11 protein-coding genes and 1 pseudogene are annotated in these 12,373 nt (G+C 58.8%); 8 read left to right on the forward strand and 4 right to left on the reverse strand.

Going from position 1 to position 12,373, the window contains the following annotated elements; translation table 11 throughout:
* Nucleotides 1–20 precede the first annotated feature (20 nt).
* The 4 genes from ACQZ5F_RS21270 to ACQZ5F_RS21285 are packed head-to-tail and all read right to left on the reverse strand — an operon-like array spanning nt 21 to nt 3,511.
* Complete coding sequence (locus ACQZ5F_RS21270) at nt 21–758, reverse strand: ABC transporter ATP-binding protein (RefSeq protein WP_448730941.1); 738 nt, start codon at nt 756–758, stop codon at nt 21–23.
* The gene (locus ACQZ5F_RS21275; protein WP_052820395.1) at nt 755–1,600 is read right to left on the reverse strand and encodes an ABC transporter ATP-binding protein; all 846 of its coding nucleotides are present in this window, start codon (nt 1,598–1,600) and stop codon (nt 755–757) included. The genes ACQZ5F_RS21270 and ACQZ5F_RS21275 overlap by 4 nt, the downstream gene beginning before the upstream one ends.
* Nucleotides 1,587–2,486 (reverse strand): ABC transporter permease, encoded by a 900-nt coding sequence (locus ACQZ5F_RS21280; RefSeq protein ID WP_052820396.1) that lies wholly within the window; start codon nt 2,484–2,486, stop codon nt 1,587–1,589. Before ACQZ5F_RS21280 ends, ACQZ5F_RS21275 begins: the two co-directional genes overlap by 14 nt.
* On the reverse strand, nt 2,483–3,511 hold the full coding sequence (locus tag ACQZ5F_RS21285) for an ABC transporter permease (RefSeq protein ID WP_046801147.1): 1,029 nt from the start codon (nt 3,509–3,511) through the stop codon (nt 2,483–2,485). Before ACQZ5F_RS21285 ends, ACQZ5F_RS21280 begins: the two co-directional genes overlap by 4 nt.
* Before the next feature lie 206 nt (nt 3,512–3,717).
* On the opposite strand from ACQZ5F_RS21285, the gene ACQZ5F_RS21290 reads away from it, so the two are divergent.
* The 8 genes and pseudogenes from ACQZ5F_RS21290 (at nt 3,718) to ku (ending at nt 12,370) form a co-directional block, all read left to right on the forward strand.
* A complete protein-coding gene (locus ACQZ5F_RS21290) occupies nt 3,718–4,431 on the forward strand; it encodes a FadR/GntR family transcriptional regulator (RefSeq protein WP_046801148.1) in 714 nt (237 codons plus the stop codon).
* A gap of 67 nt (nt 4,432–4,498) precedes the next feature.
* Nucleotides 4,499–5,479 (forward strand): mannonate dehydratase, encoded by a 981-nt coding sequence (locus tag ACQZ5F_RS21295; protein WP_137087852.1) that lies wholly within the window; start codon nt 4,499–4,501, stop codon nt 5,477–5,479.
* A gap of 124 nt (nt 5,480–5,603) precedes the next feature.
* Nucleotides 5,604–7,142, forward strand: a complete 1,539-nt coding sequence (locus tag ACQZ5F_RS21300) for an ABC transporter substrate-binding protein (RefSeq protein WP_404801037.1) — start codon at nt 5,604–5,606, stop codon at nt 7,140–7,142.
* Between the two features lie 243 nt (nt 7,143–7,385).
* Entirely contained in the window at nt 7,386–8,489 is a 1,104-nt protein-coding gene (locus tag ACQZ5F_RS21305) for a hypothetical protein (protein ID WP_225338209.1), read from the forward strand.
* Between the two features lie 179 nt (nt 8,490–8,668).
* Nucleotides 8,669–11,011, forward strand: a complete 2,343-nt coding sequence (locus ACQZ5F_RS21310; RefSeq protein WP_225338139.1) for a bifunctional diguanylate cyclase/phosphodiesterase — start codon at nt 8,669–8,671, stop codon at nt 11,009–11,011.
* 125 nt (nt 11,012–11,136) lie between these two features.
* Nucleotides 11,137–11,241, forward strand: a pseudogene (locus ACQZ5F_RS21315) (NAD(P)-dependent dehydrogenase); the annotation flags it as partial.
* Between the two features lie 29 nt (nt 11,242–11,270).
* Nucleotides 11,271–11,546, forward strand: a complete 276-nt coding sequence (locus ACQZ5F_RS21320) for a hypothetical protein (RefSeq protein WP_225338140.1) — start codon at nt 11,271–11,273, stop codon at nt 11,544–11,546.
* Complete coding sequence (gene ku / locus ACQZ5F_RS21325) at nt 11,543–12,370, forward strand: non-homologous end joining protein Ku (RefSeq protein WP_225338141.1); 828 nt, start codon at nt 11,543–11,545, stop codon at nt 12,368–12,370. Before ACQZ5F_RS21320 ends, ku begins: the two co-directional genes overlap by 4 nt.
* The last annotated feature ends 3 nt before the right edge of the window (nt 12,371–12,373 follow it).

The raw sequence follows: 12,373 nt of genomic DNA on the forward strand, positions 1-12,373 counted from the left end.
TTTAGAGGCTCGATGTCGATCTAAAGGAAGCTGCTTTCGAACAGCTCGCCAGAATAGGCCGCGTGGGTAACGCCCGCTTCAAGGTCGGCCCTGGTCAACTCATCGACAAAAACACCATTCTGCATGACGAGAACGCGGTCGCACATATGGGCAATGACCGCGAGATCGTGGCTGACGAGAACGAAAGTAAGGTCGCGTTCCTCGCGCTGGTCGGCCAGCAGATTGAGGATTTCCGCCTGAATGGACACATCGAGCGCAGATGTCGGCTCATCGAGCAGCAGGATGGGCGGCTCGAGGATCAGCGCGCGTGCGATTGCCACACGCTGGCGCTGGCCGCCCGAAAGTTCATGCGGGAACCGCTCGGCGAAATGTGCGGGCAGGCCGACCTGTTGCAAGGCGGCCGGCACCTTCGACCAGCCATCGCCAAGCCCCATGGAGCGGATCGGTTCGGCCAGAGCCCGGCCGATGCGATGGCGCGGGTGCAGCGAACCGTACGGGTCCTGGAACACCATCTGCGCCAGCTTCAGTTCTTCGCGGCTGCGCACTTTGCCGACCGGCTTGCCGTCGAAACTGATCGATCCGGTCCACACCGATTCCAGACCCGCAAGCGACCGCAGCAATGTCGATTTGCCGCAACCGCTTTCGCCAACGATACCGAGCGTTTCACCCTTGTTGACCTTGAGGCTGACGCAGCGAACCACGTGATTGCGGTTTTCATTGGCGCCATAGACGACATCGAGCTTGTCCACCGTGATCATCGCATCACCTCCGCATCAATTGCCTGTCGGTCCAGTACCTTGAGACGCCTGACAGGATTACGGGGATCGGGCATCGCCGCGATCAGGCCGCGCGTGTAGGGATGTTGCGCATCTTCCAGCTTCGTCAGCGTTTCCACGACGCGCCCGCCATACATGACCAGCACCCGTTCGCAGAAGGCCGAGACCATGCGGATGTCATGGCTGATGAGAATGAGGCCCGAATTGTTTTCACGCACCATCTCGTCCAGAAGCAGAAGCACATCCTTGCGGACGCTGACATCGAGAGCCGAGGTCGGCTCGTCAGCGATAACGAGCTTCGGTTTGGCGAGCAGCATCATGGCGATCATCACGCGCTGCCCCATGCCGCCGGAAATCTGATGCGGGTAAAGTCCCATCACGCGGTCGGGATCGTTGATGCGCACGCGCAGCAGCATATCCCGCGCTGCGTTTCTCGCGGCCTTGCCGGTGAGAGCCAGATGCAGTTCGGCCGCTTCCGCCACCTGTTTTCCGATGGGCAGGACCGGATTGAGCGAATAACGCGGGTCCTGCATGATCAACGCCATCTCGCTGCCGCGGATCGCGCCCATCTGGCGCTCGGATCTGGTAAGCAGCGGCTCGGAGAGGAAGTCCATGCGCTCCGCTGTAACGGTGGCGCTTTTCGGCAGAAGCCGCATGGCGGCGCGGCCGGTCGTGGACTTGCCGGAGCCGGATTCGCCGACGATGCCGACACGCTCGCGCCCAACGTCGAAGTTGACATTGGAAACGGCGGGAATGGAGTTGCGGCCGAAGCGAACGTTGAGGTCGCGGACCGAAAGAATGGGGGAGCTATCAGGAACGGGCATGGCGCGGATCCAGGAGGTCTCGCAGCGTATCGCCGGCGATGTTGAAGGCAAGGCTCGTCAGCAGGATGGCGATGCCGGGCATGACGGCAACCCACCAGTAATCGAGCATGAATTTACGGCCGCTGGAGATCATCGCTCCCCATTCCGGCAAGGGAGGCTGGGCCCCGAGACCGAGGAAGCCAAGCGATGCGGCAGTGAGGATGATGCCGGCCATGTTCAGCGTCAGGCGGACGATGACCGAAGGAATGCACATCGGCGCAATGTATAAAAACAGGATGCGCAGCGGTGATGCGCCATAAAGGCGGGCGGCGGCCACATAGTCTGTATTGCGCACGACGAGGGCTTCGGCGCGGGCAAGACGCGCGATTGGCGGCCAGGCGGTCAGCGAGATCGCGATAATCGCCGTGCCGAGACCCGCACCCATGGCGGCCGCAAAGGCAAGTGCCAGCACAAGCGATGGGAAGGACAGCACGATATCGGTGGCGCGCATCAGGATCGCATCGGTTCTGCCGCCGAAGAAGCCGGCCATGACGCCAATCGCAAGGCCGATGGGGCCGACGATAACCGAGACCGACAAGACGGTCTGGATGGTGATGCGGGTGCCATAGACGAGCCGGCTGAAAATATCCCGCCCGAATTCGTCGGTTCCGGCCAGATGCAGCCAGCTGGGCGGCTGAAGCGCATTGTCGAGCGCCTGACGCGCCGGATCGAATGGCGCAATGAGCGGCGCAAAAATCGCGACGAGAACCAGGATGGCAAGGATGGCGAAACCGAACATTCCAAGCGGCTCGTCACCGAGCTTCCTTAATGTCCGGAACGTCGTGGTCGATAGGCGTGACAGGGCGCTGCGGCCGTGAACACCATTATTCTGGGTGATATCGGTCATCGAGCGACCTCCCGTGTGCGCGGGTCCAGCGTGGTATAGGCCACGTCTGCCAGGAAGTTGAGCATCATGAAGATGAATCCGATGACGATGGTGGCTGCGAGAATGGCATTCATGTCACCGATGAGCAGGGCGTTGGTCATGTATTGACCGATACCGGGCCAGGAAAAGACGATTTCCGTCACCACGGCGCCTTCGAGAAGGTTGCCATAGGAGATGGCGAGAACGGTGATGAGCTGCACGGCGATGTTGGGCAGCACGTGCCGGGTAACCGTGCGTGCCGGGCTGACGCCCTTGGCGCGCGCTGCGATCACATAATCCTGGCTGAGTTGCTCGAGCGTGAAGGCGCGTGTCATGCGGGTGATATAAGCCATCGCCATATAGGCAAGGATGATCGCCGGCAGGAGGATGTGCGAAAGCGCATTCCAGAAAATCTCGGTTTCGCCGGCAAGCAGAGTATCGACCAGCATCAGTCCCGTTTTCGGTTCCACGAGGCCTTCGTAAAAAACGTCGACACGGCCGGGGCCTGCAACAAGGTTGAGATTGGCGTAGAAAATCACCAGCCCGACGATGCCGAACCAGAAGACCGGGATCGAATGTCCCACCAGCGCGAAGACACGGGCGAATTTGTCGATGAACGTATCGCGAAACAGCGCGGCGGAAAGACCAAGCGGCACGCCGATGACGGTGGAGATGATGATCGCCAGCGTCGCCAGTTCCAGAGTTGCCGGAAAGGCCTGCGCCAGATCCCGGGTCACCGGGTTGCCGGTCAGGATTGCTATCCCGAAATCTCCATGCAGCAGGCCGCGCAGATAAAGGAAAAACTGCTGATAAAGCGGCAGATCAAGTCCGAGCCGCGCCCGCATGGCCTCATAGGCCTTGGGGTCCGCAAGCTCGCCGACAATTGCGCCGACCGGATCGGTCGGCATGACCCGGCCAATGATGAATGTGATGCAGAGCAGAATGAAGAGGCTGACGACAAGTTGCAGAAAGCGATGTCCAAGCCCGCGCAGTGAGATTTCCGTCATTGAAGGCCGCACTTCCGCACGAGGAAACCGTTAGCGAATGGCGTATCTCGAACCGCTCGCCACAGGCGCGCAATTCTCCATTGCAAAAACTCTTGATGGTACTTCATCCCAACTCCTCCCTGAGCTAACATGAAAACATATGACGTAACACAAAGTCATCATATGAGTAACGAAGGGATTCGTATTTCGCAAGAGGGAAGAGTGGCATGAGGGACGATATGGCAAAACCGCGGGAGCGACGGGCGCAACAGATCATCGACAATCTCAGCGCGGAAATTCGCAGCGGTAAACTGAGAAATGGTGACCAGCTTCCCACGGAACCGCAGCTTGAACGCACCTATGGCGTGAGCCGAACGGTGGTGCGCGAAGCGATCGCGGATTTGCGCTCTGCCGGTTATGTCGTTCCCATCCAGGGCAAGGGGGTTTTTGTCAGCAATACCAGTGAATGGGCCGGGGTAAAGCTGACTCAGTCGGAAGCGGGCACCATTGCGGAAACGCTGGAAATGCTGGAGTTCCGGCTGGCAACGGAAGGGGAGGCGGCAGCGATTGCAGCCTATCGCCGCACGGCCCAGCAGGAAGCCGCAATCTCGGCCGCGCACCGGAAAATGGCCCGCGCCATAGATGCCGGCGAAACCACCGTTGACGCCGATTACGAGTTTCATACGGCCATCGCGATTGCCACGAACAACCGCTTTTATCTGGAGGCCCTGCGCCAGTTCGGTTCACGCTCGATACCGCGCGGTCAGTTTCCGACGCTGCCTGAAACGGGGGATGCGAATTATCTTCGCAAAGTGCAGGCGGAACACGATGCAATCCTGCGCGCCATCGTCGAGCAGGACCCGGATGCGGCGCGAAAAGCCATGCGCGAACATATGCTTGCGAGCCAACGTCGCTATCGCCTGCTTTCGGAAGCGCAATAGCATCTCGACACTCATCTTATTTCGTGCAATGTCATATGATGACTTGCATGGAGAGAGGAGAGAATCGATGTATGTCGGCACCCAGGTTGCTGCACGCGACGATGAGGATTTCAAGGTTTGGGCGCAGCTCGGCGTCAAGAACATAAGCGCTGACCCGCCCGGAAAGCCCGCGAGCTGGGTTCTGGATGACTTCGAGCGTCTGCGCGACAAGGTCGAAAGTTTCGGTCTGGTGCTGGACATGGTGCAATTGCCCCTGCCTTCCCGGCCGATCGAACAGGCGTCGTATCCGGATATCCTGCTTGCCGGTCCGGAGCGTGACCGGCAGATCGATGCCGTCTGCACGATGATCGAGAATATCGCCAAGGCCGGCATTCCGGCAGCGAAATACAATCTCAATCTCATCGGCATTCCGCGCACTGAAATGGAACTTGGCCGCGGCGGTTCGCTGAATGAAGCGTGGCGGTGGGACAAGGCCGACCACAATGCCGATCCGGGTCTGGCCGGCGTACTTTCGGAAGACGAGAACTGGGAGCGCATCGATTATTTCCTCGAGCGCGTGGTGCCGGTCGCGGCAAGCAACAAGGTGCGCCTCGCGTGCCATCCGCACGACCCCTATACGCCGCCGGGCTATAAGGGCGTCACCCGTGTGCTCGGCACCGTCGAAGGCCTGAAGAAATTCGTGCAGATGCGCGAAAACCCCTATCACGGCCTGAATTTCTGCCAGGGGTCGATTGGCGAGATGCTCGATAATCCGCGCGAGGAGATCGATGACATCATCCGCTGGTTCGGCAGCCGCGACAAGATTTTCAACGTCCATTTCCGCAATATCAGCGGCGGCAAGCTGTCGTTCATGGAGACGTTCCCCGATGAGGGCGACATGGACATGGTACGTTCGCTGAAGCTCTATCGTGAGCTGGGCTATCGCTACATGATCATGCCCGATCACGTGCCGACGATTGCCGGCCGCGACCCCGTCGGCGTCGCTTTCGGCTTCTGCTACGGCTACATCGCCGCGCTGATCGAAGCGCTCGATAACAACCATCTTTGACTGTTTCAGGCCGGTCGGCGCAGGTCCGCGCCGCCGGTTTCACACCCATAATTACCGATCTGTAGGAGGAGCAGGTATGAGAAAATCATTGATCCGTCTCGCATTCACCACCGTTCTGGGAGCCATGCTGGTGCCCGCGGCACCAAGTCTGGCAAAAACCCCCAACGATCAGCTTATCATCGCAACGTCGCTGGCTCAGGTCCTGTCGCTTGATCCGCATCAGGCCACGGAAGCCAAGGCCAACGAAATCATGGCCAATCTTTATGATCGCCTGATTTCTGTTGACGGTTCGGGCAAGGTTTCGCCGCAGCTGGCGGAGCGCTGGGAGACAGACGACAAGGGCATCACGTTCCATCTTCGCGAGGCCAAATTTGCCTCCGGCAATCCTGTCACCTCTGCGGATGTCGTTTATTCGTTCAGCCGCCTGTTGAAGATGAACCAGGCGGCCGCCGCCAATCTTAAACGTGTCGGTTATAATGCTGACAATGTCGACAAGCTGGTGAGCGCGCCGGATGAAAAAACGGTGCGCATCGAACTTTCCGGTGAAACCACGTCCGAACTGCTGCTCTATCGCCTCGCCATGGTCATTGCCAGCGTTGTCGACAGCAAGGAACTCAAGTCCCATGAAGTCAATGATGATTGGGGCAATGCCTGGCTGAGAACGAATTCCGCCGGTTCCGGACCCTTCACGCTCAATCGCTGGTCGCCCAATGAGATCATCATTCTCGAGGCCAACAAGGATTACGTGGCCGGCAGCCCGAAAATGCGCCGCGTCATCGTGCGGCATGTGCCCGAAAGCCAGGTCGAGCGTCTGATGCTGGAGCGCGGCGATATCGACATCGCCAGTGCCTTGACGGCGGCCGACCTTGCGATCTTCAACAACAAGGAAGGTTTTCAGATCCAGCGCGTGCCGACGGGCGGTTTCTATGTCCTGTCGATGAATGCCGGCAAGGAGCCTTTGTCCAATCCCAAGGTCCGCGAAGCGATCGCTTACGGCATCGACTACAAGGGCATGGAAAAGACCATCATGGGGCCTTATGGCCGGGCGCGCACGGTGCCGGTGCCTGAGAATTTCGAATATGCCATTCCAAGCCCGGACTGGAAACTCGATGTTCCCAAAGCAAAGGCCCTGCTCAAGGAAGCCGGATATGAGAACGGCTTTACGCTTAATCTGAAGACGATTGCACAGACACCGCGTATCGACCTTGCCACCGCGATCCAGGCGTCGCTGAGCCAGATCGGCATCAAGGTCAATATCCAGCAGGGCAATGGTTCGGACGTGATTGCCGCTCACCGCGCCCGCGATTTCGATCTGCTCATTCCGCAGACCGGCGCCTATATGCCGAATGTGCTGGGTTCGATGGAGCAGTTTTCCAGCAACCCCGACAATTCGCTTGCCGCCAACAATGCCGGCAATTTCGTCTGGCGCTCGGCCTGGGACATTCCGGAACTGACTGCTCTGACGGCAAAGGCTTCGCTTGAACCCGACGCCAAGAAACGTGGGGAAATCTACACCGAGATGCAGGAGAAGTTCATTGCGCAGAATCCGGCCGTGCTGCCGATGTTCGAGCGGTTCGAACCGATCGTGCTCAATGCGCGCGTGAAGGACTATGTGGGCCATCCAAGCCAGACAACACGGCTGGAAAAGGTGACGAAGGACTGAGGGCCAGACCACACACCATCTGAAAATCTGTGACGGGCGGTCTTACCGCCCGTTTTTTATCGGCAGTTGCAGCGCAATGTTTCAGGGCAGACCATTGGTTTCAGGCGATTATCGTCATCATCCCGAAATTTCGGGGGTTTTCTCAAGGACTTCATCGGATTAGACCGTGTGATGACCATTCCTTCCGCTGGGCGAGAGTCGCAAACTCCGCTCACCAACATCCTAGAAAATACGTTGACGATCATGAACCTTGCACAGATAAAACTTCCGTCGCGGCCGCTGAGCCTCAAGCGTGGCGTCATTTCGGTGCCGGCAGCCTATTATTTTTCCATTCCGGTGCTTCTGGTAATCCTGGCGGTGATGCTTGTGGCTGAGGGCCCGGGCATATTGCGCGATTACCAGATCAGTAAAGATCCGCTTGAGATTGAAAGCGGCGATATCAACGGCAGCTGCAAGACACGCAAGGCGATCTTTACGACCTGCGAGGCGGACCTTTCTTATGATCATGCCGGCGTGAGCTACACGAAGGAAGTCGAGGTTATGTTCGTCGATTTCCATTCCGGTGACTATGAGACCGGGCTGGTCATTTCCGCGAAGAACCCGGAGCTTGCAACGATCTCACTCGGCCTCGATATGCTCTGGAACCGCATCATCACGCTCGGTGTGTTTGTCGCCCTGCTCGGTTTCGGCAGTCTGGCAATGCTGTTTACGCTTATCCGCGTCCTGCGAGCCCGCCTGCAATTGCGGCATCCCGCACCTTTGACTGTTATCCCCGTGGCGCTGACGGCAGTTGCCGAAAAACGCAGCCGCCTTTTCGTAACCTATGCCGATACGGTCAGAGACGCCAAAACCAAGCGGCAGTCCTTCACGCATCTGGAGAGAGGACGCATCCCTGTTGTCGTCGGTCACACCGGAAAACACGATATTGCGCTGGCGGTCTGGCACGGCAATACCGCGCTTCCGGTTCTTCTCGACGATCAGCTGGAGCGGATCGACCTCTCGAACGAGGAGAGGGCGCAGGCTCTTGCATCAATTGCACCGATGGTTGCGAGCCAGGCACAGGAGGCCTCCTCCACTGCCGGTGCGGCGATAAAGAAACAACCGGGCCTTCTGCGGCGGCTGGGGACTTTCGTCGCAATCGTGGCCGTCATCATTGTCGCGGTCTTCGGCTACTGGCTGTGGTATGTCACAGCCGCGCCGTCGCAATTCAATTCGCCGGGTATGGACCTCAACAACATGATGCCCGCAGCCGTCAATGAATGGGGTTGCGCCCGCCTGCAGGAGCGCTTCGCCGACGGCCCGGCGCCCTTCGGATGTACGGCGGCTGACTACCGAAGCTGGAAATAACGGCTTCGCTCTCTCTAACATCGCCGGACCGAGCGCAACGTTTTGCGCCGGTCCGGTGCATATCCTGTTTTGCGCAGAATGGCTGGCGCCATTTATCAATAGTTGCATTAGAGATTTATAAATAAACCAAATTCATAGTGCGATCATGGGCGGTTCTTCAGAGGCTGGGAGAGTGCATCATGTTCACGGTTCTGGAATGCGTTGCCGTACAACACGACCGGGCGGTCGTGCTTCTTGCGGCAGTGATCTGCCTGCTTGGCATGCTCGCCTTTTTTCACCTGTTGTTGCGTGCGGAGGAAAGTCCGGCTGGCCGCAAGCCCTATTGGGTGCTGACCGCCGCCTTTGCTGGGGGGCTTAGCGTCTGGGCCACACATTTCGTCGCCATGCTCGCCTATAAGGGGTCAGTCCCTATCGGGTTTGATTTTTTCTTCACGGCTCTTTCCGCAGCGCTTCCTGTTCTGGGTTTCTGGCTGGCGCTCAGAGTGCCCTCGCAGGCAGGTTACAGCCCTGCCATCGTTGGAACGTTGGTGACCGTTTCGGTCGCCGTCATGCATTTCGTCGGCATGGCGGGAATGGATGTCGCCGCCACCATCAGCTATCGCTGGGGGTCTGTCCTTGGCGGTTTTGCCGTTGCCTGGGTGTTTTTTCTTCTGGCCTTTTTCCTGTTTCGCCGTTCCGGCTCCTGGAAACAGCGTATCCTCCTTCCGGCCGGCTCTTCGATCCTGGCAATCTGCGCACTGCACTTCACCACTGTTTCGGCAACGGTGCTGTCGCCGGATCCCTCCATTTCCGGCCCTGATCCCGATAGTCTTGCAAGGCTGATGGTGATCGGTGCCGTGTCCGGCGTAACGTTCCTCATCCTTTGTGTGACTGCTACAGCGGCGCTTGTGGATCGCTACCTTGTCGATCTCAAGGGCCTTGTCGATGCGACGCTGGATGGTCTTGCCGTCGTGCGCGATGGTCGTATCGTCGAGTTGAACACCCGCTTTGCCGGTCTTCTCGGCAATGATGAGGCATCCCTGATCGGGAAAAATCCCGATGATCTGTTCAAGGCCATCGACGGGCAGCCCGCCTATCTGCCGCGCCACGCGCCGGTCGAGGCGATCCGCGAGCGGGCCGACCGGCAGCAGGTGTTTGAACTTGCCGTGCGCACCATCGAATATCGTGGTCGCCCCTGCGAGGTGATGGCCATTCGCGACCTTACGGAAAAGCGTGAGGCGCAACGGGAAATCGAATATCTCGCACGCCATGACGTGCTGACGGGCCTTTCGAACCGTACGATGTTCCAGACGCAGCTGCGCCGACAGATCGAGAATTGCGACGACGAGGACGAATTTGCTCTGCTGGCGCTCGATCTCGACCGGTTCAAGGCCGTTAATGATATATTCGGCCATGCCGAGGGTGACCGGGTGCTCAAAAGGGTCGCCGCCATTCTCCATGAATGCGCAAGGGCAGGGGATGTGGTCGCGCGCCTTGGCGGCGATGAGTTCGTCATACTGACTGCCCGGCACACCAAGGCGGATGAGGCGCGATTGCTCGCCGAGACCATCCTTGGCATGTTCGCACTGAAAATGAATGTTGCCAACGACCCGACCGCCGTCGGCGTCAGCATCGGCATTGCCGTTTTCCCGCGTGATGGTCTGAATGATGAAAGCATCATGCACGCTGCAGATCTCGCGCTTTACCGTGCCAAGGTCGGCGGGCGCGGCATATTGGCTTTTTACGACCCTTTGATGGATCAGGAGGCGCGTGAGCGCCGCCAGCTCGAAACGGATTTGCGGCTTGCCGTCAATCGCAACGAGTTGCTGTTGAACTACCAGCCGGTTTTATCCGTCGAATGTGGTCAGGTCGTTGGTTACGAGGCGCTGGTGCGCTGGCAACACCCGACAAGGGGTGTCGTGTCGCCGGATGTTTTCATTCCGATAGCGGAAGAAAGCGGGATCATCATCTCGCTCGGCGAATGGGTGCTGCGTGAGGCCTGCCGCGAGGCGAGCACCTGGGCGCCGCATCTGAAAATCGCGGTCAATGTCTCGCCATTGCAATTTTCTCTGGCAAATCTCGGCCATGTCGTCTGTACGGTGCTGATGCAGACCGGTCTTTCGCCGAACCGGCTGGAACTGGAAATCACCGAGGCTGCACTGCTGAAAGATCGCAAGGCGACGCTGATCATCCTCAACCAGTTGAAGGCGCTGGGCGTCGCCATCGTCATGGACGATTTCGGCACGGGTTATTCTTCGCTCAGCAATCTCCAGAGCTTCCCTTTCGACAAGATCAAGATCGACCGCAGCTTCATTGCCGCCATGAGCGATGATGACAATGCCCGCGCCATCGTGCGCGCGGTAATCGGCCTTGGCCGCAGCCTCGATCTGCCGGTGACGGCGGAAGGCATCGAAACCGACGCGCAATATCGTATGGTTGTCGATGAAGGATGCGCGCAGGCGCAAGGTTATCTCTTCGGTAAACCCGATGTGGCGCCAGCCGGGGCCGCAGGTACGACCACACGCAAGAAATATTCCGTTTGAAAGAAGGCGCAACGGCGTGATGCCGTTGCCCGCCATTCCCCAAATGATGGAACGAGAGCGGACGTAGATCGTTAGGGTCACGTGTGATGTGTCCACATCGTCGGCCAGGTCCGGCACCGGACGACCAGCCTGTGGAACTCGCGCCCGTCTATGTGCTGCTGGCCTCTCAGGACGGGAGCTGCATCAATGGCGAGGTCTATGGCGTGACCGATGGCAGGGGCATCGCCTGAGGGCGACGTGTCAGTCTCGAGGATGTGAGATGAAACGGCAGGCAAAACGTTCAGATGCTCAGGTAAACGCCCTCGACGTCCGCGACCGGCTGATACTGGCGCTTTATGCCCAGCTGAAGGCGGAGCGGCAGACGCGTGAGGCGATGGAGTGGGTCATCCGTAACGGTGGCCTCACACCCGAGGTGCTGGAGGCGATGGCATCCGACCCCGTGCCGGTGCTGGCTGAGGCGGATATTCCCGCGATCGAGCGTATTCTTGGTGCTGATCGATCTTCACGTGACGCTAATAGCGGACGGCCATCATGAACCGAAGAGCCAGCTGGAAGGGCCATCTTGTCTTTGCCGATTTCAACTGTGAAATCGGCCTCTATTCCGCGCTGACCTCCACGGAGAAGATCTCGTTCAACATCGTCAACCGCAAGACCGGCCACCGGGTTGAGCGGCAATATGTCGATAGCGATACCGGCGAGGCGGTCGGGCGTGACGATCAGGTCAAGGGTTACGAGCGCGACAATGGTGACTACATCGTCATCGAAGGCGATGAGATCGCAAAACTGATGCCGGAGAGTGACAAGGTCATTCGCATCCGGCATTTTCTTGAATGTGAAGAGATCGACAAGCTGTTCTTCGACAAATCCTATTACCTCGCCCCCACGCAGGACGGCGGAGAGGAGGCCCTGACGCTGCTGGCAAAGGCCATGCAGGACGAAAACGTTGTCGCGCTTGGCGAGGCTGTACTTTTCCGTCGTAACCGCATGTTGCTGATCCGCCCAAGCGGCAAGGCGCTCATCGCCACCACGCTGAATTTCAGTTACGAGGTGCGCGCTGAGAATACCGTTTTCAAGTCCATTCCCGATATCCAGTTCGATGACGAGATGCTGGAGCTTGCCGGCCACATTATTCAAACACGCGCCGGCACCTTCGATCCCGCCGAATATAGCGACCGTTACAATGATGCGCTCGCGGAGCTGGTGAAGGCCAAGATCGAGGGCCGGGAAATCCAAAGGCGGCCCGCTCCGAAAGAAGACAATGTCATCGATCTGAAAGAGGCCCTGCGCCGCAGTGCGAATGCCGATGGCGGAAAGAAAACCAGGACGACGGGCCGCAGGACTTCCCGGAAAGCGAGCTGACGC

It is taken from the genome of Agrobacterium sp. 22-210-1, from assembly GCF_053522525.1.

Bases quoted from the DNA above. Each gene is read 5' to 3' on its own strand.
- ACQZ5F_RS21285 (WP_046801147.1), bottom strand. From the start codon at position 3,511: ATGACGGAAATCTCACTGCGCGGGCTTGGACATCGCTTTCTGCAACTT.
- ACQZ5F_RS21295 (WP_137087852.1), top strand. From the start codon at position 4,499: ATGTATGTCGGCACCCAGGTTGCTGCACGCGACGATGAGGATTTCAAG.
- ku (WP_225338141.1), top strand. From the start codon at position 11,543: ATGAACCGAAGAGCCAGCTGGAAGGGCCATCTTGTCTTTGCCGATTTC.
- ACQZ5F_RS21275 (WP_052820395.1), bottom strand. From the start codon at position 1,600: ATGCCCGTTCCTGATAGCTCCCCCATTCTTTCGGTCCGCGACCTCAAC.
- ACQZ5F_RS21320 (WP_225338140.1), top strand. From the start codon at position 11,271: ATGAAACGGCAGGCAAAACGTTCAGATGCTCAGGTAAACGCCCTCGAC.
- ACQZ5F_RS21290 (WP_046801148.1), top strand. From the start codon at position 3,718: ATGAGGGACGATATGGCAAAACCGCGGGAGCGACGGGCGCAACAGATC.
- ACQZ5F_RS21280 (WP_052820396.1), bottom strand. From the start codon at position 2,486: ATGACCGATATCACCCAGAATAATGGTGTTCACGGCCGCAGCGCCCTG.
- ACQZ5F_RS21310 (WP_225338139.1), top strand. From the start codon at position 8,669: ATGTTCACGGTTCTGGAATGCGTTGCCGTACAACACGACCGGGCGGTC.
- ACQZ5F_RS21305 (WP_225338209.1), top strand. From the start codon at position 7,386: ATGAACCTTGCACAGATAAAACTTCCGTCGCGGCCGCTGAGCCTCAAG.
- ACQZ5F_RS21300 (WP_404801037.1), top strand. From the start codon at position 5,604: ATGCTGGTGCCCGCGGCACCAAGTCTGGCAAAAACCCCCAACGATCAG.
- ACQZ5F_RS21270 (WP_448730941.1), bottom strand. From the start codon at position 758: ATGATCACGGTGGACAAGCTCGATGTCGTCTATGGCGCCAATGAAAAC.